Source organism: Actinophytocola sp. NPDC049390 (genome assembly GCF_044466355.1).
Classification (GTDB): domain Bacteria; phylum Actinomycetota; class Actinomycetes; order Mycobacteriales; family Pseudonocardiaceae; genus Actinophytocola.
This window is the reverse complement of record NZ_JBITMQ010000001.1, coordinates 1,061,530-1,081,243: the sequence shown is the minus strand read 5'-3', so window position 1 is coordinate 1,081,243 and position 19,714 is coordinate 1,061,530. Positions and strand designations below refer to the sequence as shown.

At 74.2% G+C, this 19,714-nt stretch carries 13 protein-coding genes; 9 read left to right on the top strand and 4 right to left on the bottom strand.

Going from position 1 to position 19,714, the window contains the following annotated elements; all coding sequences use genetic code 11:
* The first annotated feature begins 101 nt into the window (after positions 1 to 101).
* The 8 genes from ACIBVP_RS04855 (at position 102) to ACIBVP_RS04820 (ending at position 14,479) form a co-directional block, all read left to right on the top strand.
* Complete coding sequence (locus ACIBVP_RS04855) at positions 102 to 959, top strand: DUF4132 domain-containing protein (RefSeq protein ID WP_396104615.1); 858 nt, start codon at positions 102 to 104, stop codon at positions 957 to 959.
* Positions 959 to 5,803 carry a hypothetical protein gene (locus ACIBVP_RS04850; protein WP_396104614.1) on the top strand — a complete coding sequence of 1,615 codons (4,845 nt, stop codon included), beginning with the start codon at positions 959 to 961 and terminating at the stop codon, positions 5,801 to 5,803. The genes ACIBVP_RS04855 and ACIBVP_RS04850 overlap by 1 nt, the downstream gene beginning before the upstream one ends.
* Positions 5,800 to 6,969: an AAA family ATPase gene (locus ACIBVP_RS04845; RefSeq protein ID WP_396104613.1), complete on the top strand. Its 1,170-nt coding sequence runs from the start codon at positions 5,800 to 5,802 to the stop codon at positions 6,967 to 6,969. Before ACIBVP_RS04850 ends, ACIBVP_RS04845 begins: the two co-directional genes overlap by 4 nt.
* The gene (locus tag ACIBVP_RS04840) at positions 6,950 to 10,378 is read left to right on the top strand and encodes a DUF5682 family protein (protein WP_396104612.1); all 3,429 of its coding nucleotides are present in this window, start codon (positions 6,950 to 6,952) and stop codon (positions 10,376 to 10,378) included. The genes ACIBVP_RS04845 and ACIBVP_RS04840 overlap by 20 nt, the downstream gene beginning before the upstream one ends.
* The gene (locus ACIBVP_RS04835) at positions 10,375 to 12,102 is read left to right on the top strand and encodes a hypothetical protein (protein WP_396104611.1); all 1,728 of its coding nucleotides are present in this window, start codon (positions 10,375 to 10,377) and stop codon (positions 12,100 to 12,102) included. Before ACIBVP_RS04840 ends, ACIBVP_RS04835 begins: the two co-directional genes overlap by 4 nt.
* A 714-nt stretch (positions 12,103 to 12,816) precedes the next feature.
* The gene (locus ACIBVP_RS04830) at positions 12,817 to 13,047 is read left to right on the top strand and encodes a hypothetical protein (RefSeq protein ID WP_396104610.1); all 231 of its coding nucleotides are present in this window, start codon (positions 12,817 to 12,819) and stop codon (positions 13,045 to 13,047) included.
* Between the two features lie 141 nt (positions 13,048 to 13,188).
* On the top strand, positions 13,189 to 13,644 hold the full coding sequence (locus ACIBVP_RS04825; RefSeq protein WP_396104609.1) for a DUF6292 family protein: 456 nt from the start codon (positions 13,189 to 13,191) through the stop codon (positions 13,642 to 13,644).
* Positions 13,645 to 13,708: 64 nt separating this feature from the next.
* Entirely contained in the window at positions 13,709 to 14,479 is a 771-nt protein-coding gene (locus tag ACIBVP_RS04820; protein ID WP_396104608.1) for an esterase/lipase family protein, read from the top strand.
* Here ACIBVP_RS04820 and ACIBVP_RS04815 read toward each other — a convergent pair.
* The 4 genes from ACIBVP_RS04815 to ACIBVP_RS04800 all read right to left on the bottom strand — a co-directional run bounded on the left by ACIBVP_RS04815 (position 14,476) and on the right by ACIBVP_RS04800 (position 18,785).
* The gene (locus ACIBVP_RS04815) at positions 14,476 to 15,456 is read right to left on the bottom strand and encodes an ABC transporter substrate-binding protein (protein WP_396104607.1); all 981 of its coding nucleotides are present in this window, start codon (positions 15,454 to 15,456) and stop codon (positions 14,476 to 14,478) included. The genes ACIBVP_RS04820 and ACIBVP_RS04815 overlap by 4 nt on opposite strands.
* Entirely contained in the window at positions 15,443 to 16,240 is a 798-nt protein-coding gene (locus tag ACIBVP_RS04810) for an ABC transporter ATP-binding protein (RefSeq protein ID WP_396104606.1), read from the bottom strand. Before ACIBVP_RS04810 ends, ACIBVP_RS04815 begins: the two co-directional genes overlap by 14 nt.
* 1 nt (position 16,241) lies before the next feature.
* On the bottom strand, positions 16,242 to 17,303 hold the full coding sequence (locus tag ACIBVP_RS04805; protein WP_396104605.1) for a FecCD family ABC transporter permease: 1,062 nt from the start codon (positions 17,301 to 17,303) through the stop codon (positions 16,242 to 16,244).
* Positions 17,304 to 17,426: 123 nt separating this feature from the next.
* Entirely contained in the window at positions 17,427 to 18,785 is a 1,359-nt protein-coding gene (locus tag ACIBVP_RS04800; protein WP_396104604.1) for an NAD(P)/FAD-dependent oxidoreductase, read from the bottom strand.
* Positions 18,786 to 18,896: 111 nt separating this feature from the next.
* Here ACIBVP_RS04800 and ACIBVP_RS04795 point away from each other — a divergent pair, with 111 nt between their 5' ends.
* The gene (locus tag ACIBVP_RS04795; protein ID WP_396104603.1) at positions 18,897 to 19,709 is read left to right on the top strand and encodes an ANTAR domain-containing protein; all 813 of its coding nucleotides are present in this window, start codon (positions 18,897 to 18,899) and stop codon (positions 19,707 to 19,709) included.
* Positions 19,710 to 19,714: the final 5 nt, after the last annotated feature.

Here is a 19,714-nt window from a genome sequence, read left to right as displayed (position 1 = left end):
CGCGAGGGCTGACGCACGCGAAACACCGGTTCGCCGGACATTGTCGGTGCACGCCGATAACCTGCCGCCGTCACGACTCAGGGATCGCAACGGGAGGAACCGTGGGCTGGCTGGACGCCGCATCCGGTTACCAGGTACGGATCGGGGACGGCGGGCGGGTGCAGTGCCGCAACGCCAAGGGCAGGGTGCTCTCGTCGGTGCCGTCGGCGCTGAAGGAGGACCCGCAGGTGGTGCGGCTGCGCCAGCTGACGGAATGGCTCGACCGCCACGAGGCGGAGTGCCGGTCGCGCGTCGACGAGTGGATGGTGCGGTCGTTACCCGTGCCCACCGCCCTGCTCGCCCAGGTGTGGGCCGACGCGGCGTGGGCGGCCGCCCTACGCGACCTCGTGGTCACCGCGGGGCCGGACGAGGTCGGGTTCCTGCGCGACGCGGACACCGACCGCGGGCTGGGCGTGGTCACGCTCGACGGGGACACGGTGCGGCTGCGGCCGGAGAGCATCCGCATCCCGCACCCGGTCCTGCTCGCCGACCTCGAGGAGCTGCGTGAGTTCGGCGCCGAACTCGGTGTGGAGCAACAGGTGCAGCAGCTGTTCCGGCAGACCTTCGTGAAACCGGCGGAGTTCCCGGCCGGGGACACGGCCGTCGCCGACTTCTCCGGCGGCCGGTTCGAACAGCTCAACCACGCGACCAGCCGCTGCCGCACCCTCGGCTACCCCGTGCGGGGCGGCGACGCGGTCTACACCGCCTACGAGAACGGAGTCGCGGTGGAGGCACGGTTCTGGCTGGGCGGCGACTACCCGGAGGCCGAGACGTGGACCGGCGACCTGCGCTGGGCGCTGGCCGACGGCACCGCGCTCCCCCTCGCCGACGTCGGGCCGGTCGCGTGGTCGGAAGGCATGCGGATGGCGTCGTCGATCCACGCGGGCCGTGTGGTCGCGCAGGACGAGGCGGTGGCCTGATGAACGAGAACACAGCCGCGCTGATCGCGGCGGGCGCCGTGCTGCCGGGTGACGTCGAACCCGGCGGTGCCCAACTCGACCGCGACACCATCACGGCCCGGCACTACACGCATCCCGCGCTCGACGACCGCGTCGTGGTCCGGCTGGTGCCCGCCGTGCTCGGCGTCGCCGAGGACCTCACGTGCGAGTACCTGGGCTTCGCCGCGCCGTCCGCCACCGCCGAGGTCGGCACCGGCAAGCGCAGCGCGCTCGGGTTCCCCGCGTGGGCGCTGGTGCACGACCCGGCCAACGGCCACCACGCGCTGAACCTCGTCAAGGACGTCGAGCGGCTGGCCCGCACCGCGAAGTCCAAGGCCGGTGCGGCGAAGGACGGGTTCACCGCGCTCGGCGACATGCTCGGCCGGTCCGCGCCGCACTTCCTGCCCACGTTCTACGAGCAGGCGGGCCGGATCTTCCTGGAGCACGGCAACACCACGTACGCGGCGACCATGTTCGGCAAGGCGCGCGAGGCCGAGGAGGTGCACGACCTCACCGTCGACCCGGGACGCATTCGCGAGGTGTTCCTGGAGTTCGCCTTCGCGGGCGCGCTGACCGCGAAGGCCCTGTCCGCGCACGCGAAGGGGCTCGCGCGCAGGCACGACCCGGCCGATGCGTACGAGCTGTTCCTGACACTGTGCGTCGAGCGGACCCGCGGCGGGCTGGCACCGTACACGGGTATGCCGGAGGACCTGCGCAGGCTGGCGCGCGCCGCGAAACGCGACCTGGCCGCCGAGGACGAGCGGCTGCTGCGCGCGGTGCTGGACACGTCCGCGATCGACGGCGCGAACGCCGCGTTCTGGAAGTCCTACCGGGACGCGCTGGTCCGCCTCGCCGAGCGCGACGACGCCGTGCGCGACCAGGTGCTGCGCTTCGTGCCGTCGTCGGAGGCGGCACTGGACACGTGGCTGGACATCCTCACCGCGTCGGGCGCCACGCGGGCGCTCACCGAACCGGCGACCGGCGAACCCGGCGCGGTCTCGCCCGCCGCGTGGCTGTCGTCGGTGTGCCGGGTCCGCATGTCGGGCTGGCGCACCACGGCCCGGTCGCAGCGGCTGCTGGAGCTGGCCGAGGCCATGGCGGAGAGGCTGGCCGCAGACGGTGAACCGGTGCTGGTGCTGCGCGGCTGGCGGCAGAACGAGCTGGACCTGATCGACCTCCTGCTGACACACGGCGTCCTGGTCGGCGGTGACCGCGGCACCCTGCGGTTCGAGGTCGACACCTGGCTCGCCGACGAGGAGCCGGGCCGACGCGACCTCGACGCGCTCGGCGGCACCGACCAGTACGCGGAGGCGCTCGGCGAGGGCCTCGTCAACCACCTCCGCTCCGGCGCCCGGGACGGGACCGCCGACCGGGACGCGCTCGTCGGCGCCCTGGCCGTGCCGGGTCTGCGGACCGCGCTGGCACGCTGGCTCACGGCCCGTGCCGGGCAGGCGCGGCCTGCCGGTCTGCCGGGGCTGACCGACCGGCTGCGGGAGCTGGCGGTCGCCGCGCTCGGTGAGGCGTTCGCCGACGTGCCCGACGCCGCTGACGCGATCGCGGCCACCGACGTGGCCGCCGCGCTGCACACCACGTTGCGCACGGGCCTGCTCGACGAGTTGGGCTGGCCCGCGCTGGAGGACGCGGTGGCGGGTCTGCGGGTGGGTGGCAAGAAGGACGAGCCGGTCGTGGTGTGCGGTGAGGGCTGGCCCGCGCTCGTGCTGGGCCGCGGCGAGAACTTCGTGGTCGTCGGCCCGGACGGCGTGCTCGCCGAGCACGTCTCCCGCATCCCCGCGAACGCCCGGCACAACTGGTCGTTCCTGCCGAACGTGTCGTGGTTCGACGGGCTGCTGCTGGTGCGCTGGCACGGTCCCGACGGCGAGCTGGCGTACTGGAGCGACGCACCGAGCACGGTGTTCACCACGGCGGGCGAGTCCCGTCCGCGCTACCACCGCGACGTGGGCCGGCCCTCGATCGCGCTGGCGGACGGTGCCCGCTTCGGTGGCCACCGCGCGATCCGGCCGGGCGACCACGACGTCACGATGGGCGACGCGGCGTTCGGCGACGGCACGACGGTGTGGACGCTCGCCCACGACCGCGTCGCGTGGCGGTGGGTCGAGGTGGATCCGGCCACCGGCGAACAGGGACGCGCGAGCCTGCCCGCGTTCGTCGAGGACTTCGCCGCCGACGGCGCCACGCTGGACCTGGCGGCGTGCGCACTGCTGCCGGCCGTCGCGGCCACAGTGGACAGTCCACTGGGCACGGCGAACGGGCTGCACGGGTGGCGGGTGCGCAAGAACCTCGACGGCAGTGTGCTGGCCGAGGGCGTGGACGGCCGCCGCGTGCGGTTCGCGGACGGGCCGATGCCGAGCGGAGTGCTGAGGCTGCCTGGCGGTGGGGAGCTGGTGCTCGCCGAGTCCTACAACCAGGTGCTGCTGCTCGACGGCGATGGCGGGCGGCTCGCCGAGATCAGCGCGTCGAACGCCCACCCCGCCTACGCGGCGGGCACGCCGTTCGTGGCGCCGCGCGGCTGGTGGCACCTGCTCCGGCCACGCGACGAGGCGGGTTCGGCGGCGCTGCGGCAGGTTTCCCGCGCGGCGGTGGACACCCTGATCGCCGCCGCGACCGAGGAGCTCGACCGCGAGCACCCGGACGCGGCGGAGCGGTACGCGGCGCTCGTGCGCGGCGAACGCGACGCGCTCGCGACCGCGGTCACCGACGCCCTGCCGGGGCTGTCGCATCCCGCGCTGATCGCGGGCGTGATCAACGTGGTGGAACTGGCGGCCATGCTGCGGAACGGGTACCGCGTGTTCGGTGCGGTGGCCGAGGCCGCACGGGAGGTCGACCTCGACGCGCTCACGCCGTCCGGACCGGTCGTCACCGAGGACCAGCTGGGCACCGCGCTGAACTGGTTCGACGGCCCCAGGCGCTATCACCACGGGAGCGGCACCTCCCCGGCGAGCGTGTTGCCCGCGCTGCTCGGCGCGCTCGCCGAAGCCGCCACACGGGTGCCCGCGCAGGAGCAGGCGCTGCCGGCGAGCGGCAACCGGTGGTACACGGTGCTGCCGTACCTGGCGTCGCTGGCACACCGCGCCGCGTCCCCGCTCACCCCGGACGACCACCGGGACGCACTCGTCTTCGCGTTGCGCGCGTTCGCCGACAGCGGCCTCGCCGACGACGACGGGCACTGGCGGATCGTCTCCGTGGTCGTCCCGGACGACCACGGCGTGACCACCGATCGCGTGCTGCCCGCGCCGGACGGCTTCGTCGCACTGACCCACAAGAGCTGGCACCAGGGCGACGGGGAGCTGTGCACGGGTCTCCAGTACACCGCCACCGCGGGCAGGTTCACGTTGCCGCGCGACTGGCGGCTGACCGACTCCACCGAGGTGGCGCAGCCGTTCGGCCGGGACCGGATCGTCCGGTTCCTGGACGTCCTGGCCGAGCGTGGACCGGTGCCGTGGCAACCCGCCGCGGTGCCCGCGCTGGTCGAGCGGACCGGGCTCGGTGCGGCGGAGGCCACCGTGCTGCTGGCGGGCATGCCCGGCGTGGACGAGTGGGGTGCGAACTACCTGGAGGCCGCGCAACGGAAGCTGCTCGGCCTGTCAGCCGCCGAGGCCAAGGCGGCCAAGCAACGCCTGCGGGTGCTGAGCGACGAGTACCGCCACGCGCTGCTCGCCGCCGCCCTGCCGGCGGACTCGGCGGACCTGTGGACCGCCGGCCCGGACGTGTCGTCGGTCGCCGACGTGTGGACCGCGGCGCACGGGGTGCGGCAGCCCGTGCCGGACGACGTGCTGGTGGACGCGGCCAAGCAACTGCCGCTGGCCAACGCGACCGGGTTCGTCACCAGCCTGCTCAACCCGGACACCACGACGTGGCTCACCGAGGAACCGGACATGCGGTTCGTCGAGACCGCGCTCACCGCCCGCAACGAGCACGCCCTCACCGCGAGCACCCTGCGGGAGCTGCCGGGCGCCCTGCTGTGGCTGGCGCAGCGGCTGCCCGTCGGGTCGCCACTACGGGCCCGGCTGCCGGAGGCGCTCAACCTGGCACGGCAGCGGGTGGCGTCCCCCGGCTTCGCGGTCGACCTCGGCAGGTGGAACCCGCCCGAGCCGATCCACCGCCTCCTCGGCGTCGACGTGCCACCCGAGGGCACGAGGGTCGACCACCGCCCGTGGCTGCACCTGATCGGCAGCCACCACGGGTACTGCGGAGTGGTGGTCCGGCCGGGGCTCGTCGGACGGGAGGACCGGCCGCTGCTCGCCGCGATCGCGGAGATCACGGGCGACCAGTGGCTGCCCGACGCGCTCGACACCCTCGCCGACGACCGGGTCGCGGCCGCGTGTGCCGCGACCGCACCGGAGGGCACCGACCCCGCGGCCGCCCCGCAGGACCCGGCCGTGACCGCGCCGGACGTGGTGGCGCAGGTCGCGGGCACGCTCGATCTCGACGAGGACGCCGCCGTCCTGTACCTGCAGCTGCTCGCGCTGCCCGACCCGACCGACGCCAACACCGCGCGGTGGACGGGCTGGAAACCGGCCCGTCTCAAGGCGGCCAGGGCCGCGCTCGCCGCGACCGACCTCGTGCTGACGGCCAAGCGCGCCAGGGCAGGCCGGTCGCTGTTCCTGCCCGGCGGCTGGCTCGCGCTGAACCGGCCGCACCTGCCGCTGGAGTCGTGGAAGGCGCCGATGTTCGGGTTCACCGGCACGCCGGCGGGTGTGGTGGTGCCGAGGGAACCGGTGGCCGACCTGTTCGCCCGTGCCTGGCAACGGGTTGTCGACGGTGACACGCCCGCGTACGAGGAGCTGCGGACCGGAGGCCGCCGATGACGACGACACAGCCCGCGGAAGCCCCACCCCGGCAGGTCGAGCCCGCCGAGGACGCCTTCGCCGAGGAGCTGGCGTTCCTCGCCGCGTACGACGACGGCCGCAGGCCGCCGGGCTGGCGGCTCACCCCACGCGCGGTGGTCACGTTCATCTCCGGCAGCGGCGGCGACACCCTGGCGTTGCCCAAGGGGGTGCAGGCACCCGGGGTGCCCGCCCGGCTGGCGATCAGCCCGAAGTTCGTCGGCGAGCGCGCGCTCGTGGAGCGGGCCGTGGTCACGCTCGCCGGTGAGCGCGGGCTGCTGCTCGTCGGCGAACCCGGCACGGCCAAGTCGATGCTGTCCGAGCTGCTGGCCGCGGCGGTGGCGGGCAACAGCCAGCTCGTCGTGCAGGGCACCGCGGGCACCACGGAGGACCAGCTGCGCTACGGCTGGAACTACGCGCTGCTGCTCGCCGAGGGGCCGAGCCCCCGGGCGCTCGTGCCGTCGCCGGTGATGGCGGCCATGCGCACCGGCGGCGTGGTACGGGTCGAGGAAGTCACCCGCTGCCTGCCCGAGGTGCAGGACGCGCTGGTGTCGATCCTGTCCGACCGGCGGCTCGCGGTGCCCGAGCTGTCCGGCACTGACGGTGCCACCGTGCACGCCGCGCCCGGGTTCACCGTGATCGCCACGGCGAACCTGCGGGACCGCGGCGTGTCGGAGATGTCGGCGGCGCTCAAGCGCCGGTTCAACTTCGAGGCCGTCGGCCCGATCGGTGACCTGGCACAGGAGATCGCGTTGGTGCGCAGGCAGGCCACCGCCGCGCTCGAACGGGTCGACGCGCCGTTCGCGCTCGACGACGTGGTGCTGGAGGCGCTGGTGACGGCGTTCCGGGACCTGCGTGCCGGGGTCTCGGTGGAGGGCTGGTCGGTGGAGCGGCCGTCGACGGTGATGAGCACGGCCGAGGCGGTGTCGGTGGCGACGTCGCTCGGCCTGGCCGACGCGTACTTCCCCGGCGACCGCGACCCGCTGTCGCTGCTGCCGGGGCACCTGCTCGGCGTGGTCCGCAAGGACGACCCGAGCGACGCGGCCCGGCTGCTGGGTTACTGGGACGGTGCGGTGCGGCGGCGGGCCGAGGGCGGCGCGCGGACGTGGCGACGGCTGTGGGAGCTCCGTGACGTCCTCGACAGCTGACCTGACGATGGTCGAACGGCTCGCGGCCCACCGCGAGCCGTACCTCATCGGCGTGCGGCACCACTCTCCCGCGCTCGCGGCCGTGGTGCCCGCGTTGCTGGAGGCGGCCGCGCCCGACGTGGTGCTGGTCGAGTTGCCCGAGGAACTCGGGGAATGGTTGCCGCACCTGGGTGATCCGGCGCTCACCGCGCCGGTCGCCCTGTCCGGCGCGCACCGCGACGGGTCGGGGTTGGCGTTCTACCCGTTCGCCGACTTCTCCCCCGAGCTGGCCGCGGTCCGGTGGGCGCACCGCGCGGGCGTGCCCGTGCGGCCCTGCGATCTGCCGCTCGCGCACCGCGACGGGTACCGAGGGGCAGCGGGCGGCGCGTCCCCGCTCACGGACGCGTTGCGGCGCACCATCACCGGCCGCGACGACGAGGACCTGTGGGACCGGCTCGTCGAGGCACCCGCGCCCGGGCAGGACCCGGAGTCGGTGCGGCGCACGGCGTTGATGGTCGGCTGGGCCATGCGCACGGATGCCGCTGTCGCGGGTGTCGACCCGTACGACCTGCGCCGCGAGGCGTGGATGCGGCGCGCGGTCGCGGCGCAGGAGGGCAGGCGGTGCGCGGCGGTCGTGGGCTCGTTCCACGCGGCCGCGCTGCTCGGCGGACCGGACGTCGAGTTCCCGGACCTCCCCGACGTGCCAGGGGAGGTCGTGACCTCGTTGGTGCCGTACGGGTTCGAGCTGCTGGACGAGCGATCCGGGTACCCGGCCGGGATTCGCGACCCCGAGTGGCAGCAGGCCGTGCTCGCGGCGGGTGGTGACCCGGCCGCGGTCGAGGAGGCGGCGGCGACGGTGATCGTGCGGATCTGCGCGCGGATCCGCGAGCTGGGGCACCCGGCCGGTCCCGGCGAGGCGCGGGAGGCGCTGCGGCTGGCCGTCGATCTCGCTCGCCTGCGCGGGCTGCCCGCACCCGGTCGCGGCGAGGTCGTCGAGGCCGTGCAGACGGTGCTCACGCACGCGGAACCGTGGGGCCGTGGCCGGGTCGTGGCCCGTGCGGCGGGTGACGTGCTGGTCGGTCACCGCGCGGGTGTGCTCGCGCCCGGCACGCCGCGTTCCGGTCTCACGCCCGCCGTCGAGGCGCTTCTCGACGAGCTGCGGCTGCCCGGCCCCGGCGGACGCGAACCGATCACGCTCCGGCTCGACCCGCTGCGCTCCCCGCTGGACGCCCGCCGCGAACTGACCCTGCGCAGGCTGACCGTGCTCGGCGTGCCCTACGGCGAACCGACCGCGACCACCGGCGTCGGCGGTGCGGACGCGCTGACCACCCGGTGGACGGTCACGTGGACCCCGGCGACCGCCGCGACGCTGCCGGTCGCCGGGATGTGGGGCCCGACGGTGGAGCTGGCCGCGCTCGGCAAGCTGCGGTCCCGCCGGGCGGGTCGCGAACAGGGCGACGGCCACACACCCGCCGCCGTGCTCGCCGACCTCGCCGACGCGGCCGAATGCGGGCTGCCCGAGCTGGTCGGCGACCTGCTGGGCGACGCGGCGACCGTGCTGCCCGGCGCGGGCACCCTCGACGAACTGCTCACCGCGCTGGACCTGGTCGACCGGCTCCGCGCCGGTCACCTGCCCGGCGTCCCGGCGGACGTGCTCGACACGCACCCGCTGCTCTCCCGCGAGCTGGAGACCGCGGCGGTGGCGCAGGTCGCGGGCCTCGCCGGCGCCACCGACCCGGCCGACGCGCGGGCGCTGGTGGAGCTGGGACTGCGGCACGACGCCCACGGCACGGGCCTGCGGCTCGCGGCCGCCCTGCGTGCGCTCGCCGACGACGGCACACCGCTGATCGCGGGGGCCGCCGGTGCGGTGCGAGTGCTTCTCGGCCTCTCGACGGCGGGCGAGCTGGGTGAGCGGATGGCGTCGTGGCTGGACAACGCCACCAGCCCCGAACGGCGGACCGTGCTGCGCGACGGCCTCACCGGGGTGCTCGCCGCCGCGAGCCCGTTGCTGGAGGCGCCCGAGGCGCTCGACCCGCTGCTGGACCGCGTGGAAGCCCTGTCCGACAAGGACTTCCTTGACCGGCTGCCCGCGCTGCGTGGCGCGTGCACGTCGATCGGGCCCGGCGCGCGGGCACGGGTGCTGGCGGTGGTCGAGCAGCGCACCGGCGGCCGCGTCGACCTCCCCAAGGCCATCGACCCCGAACAGCTGGCCGGATGGCTGGCGGCCGAACGCATCGCCCTGGCGGCGCTGGGCGCCCACGGCCTCTCACCGTCCACTCCGGACACGAGTGTGGACCCGCCACCACCTCGGACGTCCACTGTGGACGATTCGGTGGAGTTGCCGCCGAGCCTGCGGTGGCGGCTGGTGCTGGGCAGGCGTGGTGACCGGCCGACGGGCGGTGCCCGGTACGCGGCGGCGTTGGACGAGCTGTACGGCCGGGAACGCGGTGAGGGCGCGGTGGGCGGCGACCTGGGCGCGGACCTGTCCGACCCGTTCCCCGACGTCCGTGAGTGGTCCGACGAACTCGTGGCGCTGTTCGGCGAGCGGGTGCGGGAGGAGGTGCTCGCCGCGGCCGTCGAGGGCGGCCGGTTCGAGGCGGCGCTGGAGCTCGATCCCGGCGCGGTGCGGCCGTCGGTCGACCTGCTGCGCAACGTGCTGTCCCTCGCGGGCGGGCTGTCCGAGTCCGCGCTGGCGAAGCTGCGGCCGCTGGTGGCGCGGCTCGTGCGGGAGCTGGCCGAACAGCTGGCGACGCGTGTCCGCCCGGCCCTGAGCGGTCTGTTGCTGCCCACTCCGACGCGGCGGCCGAGCGGTCGCCTCGACCTGCCACGCACACTGCGCGCGAACCTCGCCACCGCCCGCCGAGGCCCGGACGGGCGGGTCGCGGTGGTGCCGGAGCGGCCGGTGTTCCGCACCCGGGGCCGCCGCGCCAACGACTGGCGGCTGGTGCTGGTGGTCGACGTGTCCGGGTCGATGGAGGCGTCCACGGTGTGGTCGGCGCTGACCGCGTCGGTGTTCGCGGGCGTGCCGTCGCTGTCGACGCACTTCCTCGCGTTCTCCACGGAGGTCGTCGACCTGACCGACCGTGTGGCCGATCCGCTGTCGCTGCTGCTGGAGGTGCGGGTCGGCGGCGGCACGCACATCGCGGGTGCGCTGCGGTACGCCCGGTCCCTGGTGACCGTGCCGGAACGCACGATGGTCGTGCTGGTCAGCGACTTCGAGGAGGGCGGCCCGGTCGCGGCGCTGCTCGCGCAGGTGCGGGAGCTGGTGGCGTCGGGCGTGACGGTCATGGGCTGCGCGAGCCTGGACGACACCGGCACGGCGCGGTACTCGACGTCGATCGCGGGCGCGCTGGTGGACGCCGGGATGCCGGTGGCTGCGCTGAGCCCCCAGGAGCTGGCCCGCTGGGTCGGGGAGAAGGTGCGCGGGTGAACGGACTGCCCCCGGTGGCGCCGTCGGTGCCCGCGGACGTCCTCGACGACCTGCCACCGCGGCTGCGCAAACGCGTGGACGCCGCCGTCGCCCGGGCGGCGGACTGGACCGTGACCGTCGACGACGACCAGGCCACCGCACCGCTCGACGACGAGACGACGTTGACGTGGCGGCTGACCGACGGTGTGCTGACCTCGGCCGACGCGCTGACGTGCTCGTGCCTGCTCGCGCCCCGCTGCCTGCACCGCGGCGTCGCGGTCGCCGCGGCCTCCGTCGCGGCACCCACGCCTCTCGACGCCCCGGCGGAACCCACCGCCGGCACCCCAGCAGACACCCCAGCCGCGGACATCACCGACGCGGAGCGGACGGCGGCCGCCGCGCTGTGGTCCGCGGGTGCGACCGTGCTGCGAGCGGGCGCGTCGGGCAGCGGCACCGTGGTCCGGGCCGAGTTGCTGCGCGCGGTGCACCAGGCACGCGTCGCGAGCCTGCACCGCGCGGCCGCGAGCGGGTTGCGGGTCGCCACGGCCCTGACCGCCGCCCGCACGGACGACCCGTCCTTCGACCGCGCGGAGCTGACCGACGACCTGCTCGACCTGCTCCTGCTCTGCCACGACCTCCGCACCGGCACCGTCACCGACGTGCTCCGCGGCACCGCCCGCCGCGAGTACCGCCCGGTCGGATCGCTGCGGCTGTACGGGTTGTGCACCGAAGCCGTCGTCGCCGCGACGGGTCACGGCGGCGTGGTGACCCACCTGGTCGACGACGACGGCGTGCTGTGGACCGTCCCGGCGATCATGCCCGGCGGCGCCGAACGAGTGCCCGTCGCCGCGAACGGTCCGGTGGCGGTCGGCGAGTCCGGCCTCACCCACCGGGCACTCGGCCGGTCCGGTCTGCTGCTGTCCGGCGGCACCGCGTCCGCCGACCACCGCCTCGGCGCGGGGCAGAAGGTGCGTGCCGTGGCGGCGAAGGGCGTCGCCTGGCACGAGCCACCGGCGGCGGGCCTGTGGCGGGAACCGCTGACGGACCAGGTCGCCAGGGCGTTCGCCGTGCGCGCCCTGCCCGAAAGCCACCGCCCGGCGGGCGCGACGCTGCTGTTCCTCGACGCGGAGGTGCGCGGTGCGGCGGGCCCAGCCCTGCGCGTGGCCACCGACGACGCGGAACTGGACCTGACCGGCGACGACGACCGCACGCGCGAGAACCTGCGCGTGCTGGCGACCGCGGGCGGCATGCGGGTGCGGGTGATCGCACGCCTTCTCCCCCACCTGCCCGCGACCGCCACGGCCCTGGCCGTGCAGGGCGAGGCCCTCACGCTGCCCTCGGCCATGGGCGGCACCGTCGACCTGGCGCTCGACCGGCTCCAGCGCTCGCACGTCCCGGCAGGCGAGGCCCGCGTGGTCCCGCGGCGCCGCCCGCCGGAACACCGCGTCCCGCCTCCCCTGCACCCGCTGCGCAACCTCGTGCACCGCATCGCGCTCGCCGGCCGCTCTGTCGCCATGGCCACGTCGGCGGACCGGAACACCCGGTCCCTGACCGCGAACGGCCTCACCACCACCGCGGCCGTCCTCGCCACGCTGTCCGCCGCCACGCACGCCCGTCATCGCGACGCCTTCGGCCGCACCGTCGACGACCACACCGACGAGTTCCCCCGGGCATGGTTGACCGCGGCCCTCCACCTCCGCGAGTTCACCACGGCCACCGCACACCGGGAGTGGCTGTCCACCTAGACCTGTGGTCAGCGTTTGTACCGGGCCTGACCGTCTTTGAGGTACCGCCGCTGCTTGGCCTTGAACTTCTTCTCGCGCTCGCCGACCGCACGCACGAGAGCGTCGACGGCCTTCTCCAGCCCGCGGAGCGCGGCCCTGATCTCCGTGTACTGCTTCTTCCGCTCCTCGGACGTGTCCGGACATGCAGGGGCGCGAGGAGGCCGGAGTCCAGGGAGCCGTGCGACAACCGCTCGGTCAGGTCGTCGGCGCGCTGGTGAACCGTCCGCAGCCGCCGTGACACGTCCCGCGCGTCGCGTTTCATCGTCGCTCGGGCGAAGTCGCCCGCGAGCGCCCGGTCGAGCCGTTGCCTGGCCACGCGGATCGACCGGACCAGCACCCTGCCCGCACGCCTGGTGTCCTTCTCCCGGCCCGCCTTCGCGTCCAGCTCCCGGTAGCCCGGCTCGCCCGCCACCTCGTGCCGGATGGCGGTGCCGACACCGCGGTCGAGCTTGCGCGCCAGCCGCATGTGCCGCCGCTGTTCCCGCCAGAGCGGGCGCACGCGCTCGTAGGTGTCGACGTCGCTGTTCAGCAGCTGGTGGAAGAACCAGTTCCGCTCGCGCCCACATCGGCCGGCGACCGAGTTCGGCGTCGATGCTCGTCGCCCTACATCGTCGGGAGCGTGCCAGAGGTTTCGGTTTCCGTGGCGCACGCCGATAAGGTGGTGGTGGAGGCGACATGTCGGACGAAGAGCTGGTGATCGAGTTCGCCCTCACGCGTCTCGACCACCCCGGGCTCGATCTGCAGGAGATCGCCGAGCTGGTCGTCCGCAGGCTGGGGACCGAGCGGATGCTCGAGTTCGCCTCCCGCAACCTCGCCACCCGGGACGAGTTGCGCGGCGCGGCCTTCCCGTGCGCCGTCGAGCACGTGCTGCGGACGATGCTGCTGCTGCGCGGCCCTGCCGACTGAGGTCCCTACCGCCCGGTCGGCTTGATCGAGACAGGCGTAACCGAAAAGGGTTACGACGCCACTCGTCCGGGTACCAGATCGTTGCGTCAAGCAGCCGGCGCGCTCCACATTCCCGCGCACGGACCGGAGGGGCGCGACACCGTGACAAGACTGGACTTCGACGACCGGGTGGCACGCGGTCTCCAGCAGTACGTCCTGCAGGTCAGGCTCGCACTGGGCCTGCGGGGCGAGTGTTCCTACAGCCACGCCGACGAGCCGGCCGGCGCGTACCTGGCGCTCGACGAACGGCTCGACACCCACCCGGATCGTGACGTGGCGCTCCTGTGGGACGAACGGCACGGGTGGTCGGCGGCGGTCGAGGACCCCGGCAGCAGCGACCTGGTGGTCGTGGCCTACTTCGGACAGACCGTGCTCCCCCCGCCCGCCGAGGTGGCCGAGTGGACCGCGAACCTGTTCCGCGCCCGCCCGGACGACAACGGCCCGGCACCGCATGTCCCGGGCGCGAAGGACGTGCGGCGACTTCTGATGGACTATGCCGGTAACCGGTCCGCGACGGGCGGTGTCCGCACCGGACACCAGGAGACCGTCACGTCGTGATCCCGGCCGATGGTTGCGGCACCGACGGCCGGGTACCCCGGTGCCGTGCGGAAGGAGGCGGCCGATGGGGCGGATCCGGGGACTGATGCGGCGAGCCGACACGCAGGAGCGGCTGCTCGTTGCGGTGGCCTGCATGGCGCCCCGGCTGCTGCGTGACTCCGCCTGGCGCACACAGCGAACCCGGCAGGGCGACGGCCTCGGCGTGCTCCTGGTACCCGGGTTCGGCTGCGGGGACAGCACGCTCACGCTGACCAGAAGCTGGTTGCGTGCCAGGGGTTACCGGCCCGCGTGCGCGCGAACCGGCCTGAACATGGGGTGCACCACGACGCTGGCCGACCGCATCGAGCGTCGCCTGCAGGGACACGCGGAGGCCACCGGCCGCCGGGTCGTCCTGTTGGGACAGAGCCGCGGCGGCTGGCTCGCCCGGCTGGTGGCCCTCCGCAGGCCGGACCTCGTGCGCGGACTGGTGATGGTCGGCAGCCCGGTGCTCGACCCGCTCGGCGTCAGCCCGAAAGCCGTGCGATTCGCCCGGTTCCTGACCCGGCTGTCCACCTGGGGCGTTCCCGGCTTGCTCGACGGCGACTGCTTCACCGGCGGCTGCTACGACACCCACTCCGCCGCGCTGGCGGAACCCCTTCCGCACGGCATGCCCGCGCTGGCCGTGTACTCGCGGCTGGACCGGGTCGCGCCGTGGCGGCTGTGCCAGGACCCGTCGGCGGAGTGCGTCGAGATCCGCAGCAGCCACACCGGCATGGCCCTGCACCCCGACTTCTACCGGACGCTGGAGCCCCGGCTCGCCACGTGGGCCGCCACCGAAACCGCGCCTGTCGCCTAGCGTGGCAGGGAACGCACGTACTCGGCGAAACCCTCCAGCCCGTCGACGTTGCGGGGGCTGCTGATGCCCTCGTTGTAGTCGAGGACGTAGAACCGGTCGTTGACCACGGCGGGCAGGCTCGCGGTGGTGGGTGAGGTCCTCAGGAAGTCGATCTTCTCCTGGGCGGGCTGGTCGCCGTAGTCGAGGATGATGATCACCTCGGGTTTGGCCGCCACGACCGACTCCCAGCCGACCTTGGTCCACCGCTGTTCGAGGTCCGCGAAGATGTTGCGGCCGCCGGCGAAGGAGATGATCTCGTTCGGCGGCACCTGGTTGCCGGCGGTGAACGGCTGGTCGGTGCCGGAGTCGTACAGGAACACCGGGACCGGATCACCCTGTGGCGCCTGGGCTTTCACCTTCTCGACGCGTTCCTTCAGGTCCGCGACGACGTCCGTCGCCCGGTCCTCGACACCGAAGATGCGGCCGAGCCGTTCCAGGTCGGTGTAGAGGCCCTCGAACGGCGGCACCTTCTCCGGGTGGCCGGGGTAGTTGTAGCAGGACTCGGTGTGCATGAAGCTCTGGACGCCCAGCCCGTCGAGGATCTCCGGGGTGATGCCGCGCTCGTCGGAGAAGCCGGACCGCCAGCCCGCCACCACGAGGTCCGCCTTCGCGTCGACGACGAGCTCCTTGTTGAGCAGGTCGTCACCGAGGAACTCGACCTTCTCGTACTCGGCCGCCCACGGTGATTCCGACACCGGCGGGTTCGCGGGCGGCATCACGTACCCGTGCACGTGGTCGGTGAGGCCGAGCGCGAACATCTTGTCCGCGCTGCCACCCTCGTACACCACCGCCCGCCGCGGTGTCGTGTACTCGACCTCCTCACCGCACCGGGGCACCGTGACGGTCCGCGCGCCCGCGTCGTCGGCGACCTGTGCCCCGCACGCGGCGAGCGGGATCGTGGCGAGCAGGAGCGCGGAGATTCTCTCAGCGATGGCCATCGAGCTGTTCCTCCAAAGTGGACAACGAGTGGAGCAGTTGCGGCGCACCGGTCTCCGGGTGGCGGACGACGGTCACGTCCACCCCGAACACCGCGCGCACGAGTTCTGGCGTGAGCACCTCGCCCGGCGGTCCCGCCGCGACGAGCGCACCGCCGGAGAGCACCCCGAGCCGGTCGCAGGCGACGGCGGCGAGGTTGAGGTCGTGCAGCACGACGAGCGCCGTGCGGCCGGTGCCCCGCAGCAGGCCGAGGAGTTCGACCTGGTGGCGCAGGTCGAGGTGGTTGGTGGGCTCGTCGAGCACCAGCACCTCGGGTTCCTGCGCGAGCGCGCGGGCGATCAGCACCCGCTGCCGTTCCCCGCCGGACAGCGACAACACGCTGCGCTCGGCCAGGTGCAGCACGTCGAGCCGGACCATCGCGTCGTGGCACACGGCACGGTCGTGCGCGCCGAGCGGCCGGTTGCCCGTCAGGTGCGGAGCGCGGCCCAGCGCGACGACCTCCGCGACCGTGAAGTCGAGGTCGACGCCGTTCTCCTGGGTGAGCGCGGCGATGCGCCGGGCACTGTCCCGCAGGCCCATCGCGCAGAGATCAACGGTGTCGAGCCAGACCGCGCCGCCGCTGGGAGCGAGCGCCCGGTACACGCAGCGCAGCGCCGTGGACTTGCCGGAACCGTTGGGCCCCACCAGACCCACGACCGCGCCGTCCGGCACGTCGAGCACCAGCGAACGGACGATCACGTGGCGGTCCACGGTCACGGACAGCTCGTCGAACCTCAGCCCCGCCACGTCAGCGCCCTCCGAACAGGTACCCGCGGCGCCGCATCAGCACGACGAAAACCGGCACGCCGACGAGTGCGGTGATCGCACCCAGCGGCAGTTCCCTGGGCGCGACCACGGTCCGGGACACCAGGTCGACCCACACCATCAGCACGGCCCCCACCAGCGGCGCGACGACCAGCACCCGCGCGTGCGCCGCGCCGACCAGGATGCGGACCACGTGCGGCACCACGAGCCCGACGAACCCGATCGCGCCGCTGACGGCCACCATCGCGCCGGTCGCCACCGCCGTCAGCGCGAACAGTCTCCTTCGGACGGACGCGGCGTCGACACCGAGGCTGCCCGCGGTCTCGTCACCGAGCGACAGCACGTCCAGCGCGCGACCGAACCGGCGCAGCACGACGAGCGCGGCCACCACCACGACGGCGACCACCGGCAGCGCACCCCACGTCGCGGCACCGAACCCACCCATCGTCCAGAACAGCACCGCACTCGTCGCCTCGCTGTCCGGCGCGAAGTAGATGATCACGCTCAGCACGGCCTGGAACCCGAACGCCATGGCGACGCCGGTCAGCACGAGCCGCAGCGGCATGATCCCCGCCGCCGTGCGGGACGCGAGGTAGACGAGGACCGAGGCGCCGAGCGCGCCGAGGAACGCACCCGCCGACACCGCGTAGATCCCGAGCCCCGCGAGCGCCCCGGACACGCTCACCGCCACCGCGCCGACCGACGCGCCGGAGGACACGCCGAGGATGAACGGGTCCGCGAGCGCGTTGCGCACCAGCGCCTGCACCACGACACCGACCGCCGCGAGCCCGGCCCCGACGACCGTCGCGAGCAACACCCGGGGCGTGCGGATCTGCCAGACGATCTGGTAGCGCGTCACCTCGTCGACGCCGATCTCCGCGCCGGTGACCGCGGCCCACAGGTACCGCACGGTCTCCCCCGGCGCCACCACAGCAGGCCCCAGACCGATCGCCACCAGCACGGAAACCAGCAGGACGACGACCAGGACGACCGCGAGCCCGAGCACCGACCCGTCCACTCGTCGCCAAACAGTAGTGATTGTCATTGTCAATAACACTACCCGGCGCGTCCGGGTGATCAACACCCGGATGAGGCACGACACCTGTGCTGAAGGACCCCATCAGCACATCCGGCCACGCACCGAAGGGTCTGCCGTGCCGCTGGGACCTCAGTGGCCGAGGGCGCGGTCGACGAGCGCACCGACGCGAGACGGGCGGCCGGTACGAGACTCGCGAGCATCGGCCGCCTCGGTCAGGCGCAGTCCCGCGTTGATGCCGAGCCACCGCAGCGGTTCCGGTTCCCAGCGGCGGGAGCGGTGCCCCACCCACGGCAACGCCGTCAACTCCGACGCGGTCCCGGTGATCAGGTCGGCAAGCGTCCGACCAGCGAGGTTGGCGGTGCCGACCCCGTCCCCGACGTAGCCACCGCCCCACGCCAGACCGGTGGCGGGATCGAACCCGACCGACGCCGTCCAGTCCCGGGGCACACCGAGCGGGCCGCCCCAGCGGTGGGTGATCGGCGGTGCCGGCCCCAGAGCCGGGAACAGTTCGACGAGGGTGGCCTCGATCGCCCGGTGCACGCGGGTGTCGCGGTCGAACGCGGGTGAGACGCGGGACCCGAAGTGGTACGGCGCGCCACGGCCGCCGAACGCGAGCCGGTCGTCCGCGGTGCGCTGGCCGTAGACGATCATCCGGCGCAGGTCGGTGAACGTCTCCCGGCGGGCGAGCCCGGCGTCCGCCCAGAACGACGGGGACAGCGGTTCGGTCGCCACCATCAGCGAGTACAGCGGCGCGAGCGTGCGCCGGTTGCCGGGCAGGCCCGGGGTGTAGCCCTCGGTGGCCCGGACCACGACCGGCGCGCGTACCGTGCCGCGGTCGGTGACCACCGCACCAGGCCGCAGCGCCAGCGCGCGGGTCCGCTCGTACACGGTGGCACCGCGCCGCTCGACCGCCTCCGCGAGCCCGCGCACCAGGCGGCCGGGGTGGATCGCCGCGCAGTGCGGGGTGAAGAGCGCGCCGAGGACCGACGTGGCGCCGCAGCGTGCCCGTGCCTCGGCGGCGGACAGCCAGGTCACCTCCACCCCGAACACGGTCTCCGCCTCGGCCAGTTCGCGGGCCCGGACCTCCTGTGCGGGAGTCCTGGCGAGCGTCAGCGTGCCGCCCTTGGCGTAGTGGCAGTCGATGGCCTCCTCGGCGGCGACCCGGCCCACTTCGTCCACAGTGGACTCCATGGCGCGCTGCAACGCCATCGCCGCGGGTCTGCCGTGCCGGTGGGCCACGGTCGCCGGGGACGCCGGGAACAGCGCGGAGCACCAGCCGCCGTTGCGCCCGCTGGCCCCGAACCCGGCGACGTGCGCCTCCACGACCGCGATCCGCATGGACGGGTCCGTGCGCGCCAGGTAGTAGGCGGTCCACAAGCCGGTGAACCCGGCGCCGACGATCGCCACGTCCACGTCGGTGTCCCCCGGCAGCGCGGCGCGCGGGGCCAGGTCGAACGCGGACAACCAGTAGCCCAGCTCATCGGTCATGTCCGGCCTCCGCTCCCGAGCGTAGCCGCCGGCCGCGGGTCGTGTGACCGGTCCGCGCGGCGGGTACGGCTGTGTTGCGCGTTGACCGCCGACGACGGAGAGTGGTGGACCATGACGGAAGTCGACTGGGATCGGGACAGGACGGAGTTCGCGTCGCGGCCGCCCGGGGCGCCGCATCCCGCCGGGGCGGTCACGGCCAGTCCGCTGGCCCGCCAATTCGAGCAGCTGGCCCGGTCGCTGCTCACCGCCGACACCGTCGCAGGCGTGCTGACCGACGTGGTCCGGGCGACCGTCGAGGTGCTCCCGGACGCCGACCTGGTCAGCATGACGCTCCGCTCGTCCGACGGGGAGCTGCACACCCCGGTCGAGTCCGACCCGGTCGGCAGCGAGCTGGACGAACTGCAGAACCAGCACCGCGAAGGCCCGTGCTTCGACGCGGCCCGGCTGCCCGCCCTCGCGTACACCCACAGCCCGGACCTGTCCGTCACGCCCCAGTGGCCGCGGTTCGGCCCCGCAGCGGCCGCACGCGGCTACCGGTCCGTGCTGTCGACGCCGCTGCTGTCGGACATGACCCCGCCGCGGCTGTCCGGGGCGCTCAACGTCTACTCCCGCGCGCCGGACCGGCTCGGCGACGAGGAGTCACTGGACCGCGCCCTGCTGCTGGCCACGCACGCGTCGCTCGCGGTCGCGAACACCGAGGCCGTCCGCCTCGCCGAGCTGCGCGAGACGCAGCTGCGCCGCGCGCTCGACACCCGCGACGTGATCGGCCAGGCCAAGGGCATCCTGATGCGCAGCCGCGGCATCTCCGCCGAGGAGGCGTTCGACCTGCTGCGCCGCACCTCGCAGGACCTCAACATCAAGCTCGCGACCCTGGCCGAGACGCTCACGACTCGCCACACCGACCTGGATCGGCCCGGGGACTGACCCCG

Excerpts from the sequence above, each read along its gene's own strand:
- ACIBVP_RS04830 (WP_396104610.1), top strand. The coding sequence starts at position 12,817 with ATGTCGGACGAAGAGCTGGTGATCGAGTTCGCCCTCACGCGTCTCGAC.
- ACIBVP_RS04815 (WP_396104607.1), bottom strand. The coding sequence starts at position 15,456 with ATGGCCATCGCTGAGAGAATCTCCGCGCTCCTGCTCGCCACGATCCCG.
- ACIBVP_RS04845 (WP_396104613.1), top strand. The coding sequence starts at position 5,800 with ATGACGACGACACAGCCCGCGGAAGCCCCACCCCGGCAGGTCGAGCCC.
- ACIBVP_RS04795 (WP_396104603.1), top strand. The coding sequence starts at position 18,897 with ATGACGGAAGTCGACTGGGATCGGGACAGGACGGAGTTCGCGTCGCGG.
- ACIBVP_RS04850 (WP_396104614.1), top strand. The coding sequence starts at position 959 with ATGAACGAGAACACAGCCGCGCTGATCGCGGCGGGCGCCGTGCTGCCG.
- ACIBVP_RS04800 (WP_396104604.1), bottom strand. The coding sequence starts at position 18,785 with ATGACCGATGAGCTGGGCTACTGGTTGTCCGCGTTCGACCTGGCCCCG.
- ACIBVP_RS04820 (WP_396104608.1), top strand. The coding sequence starts at position 13,709 with ATGGGGCGGATCCGGGGACTGATGCGGCGAGCCGACACGCAGGAGCGG.
- ACIBVP_RS04805 (WP_396104605.1), bottom strand. The coding sequence starts at position 17,303 with ATGACAATCACTACTGTTTGGCGACGAGTGGACGGGTCGGTGCTCGGG.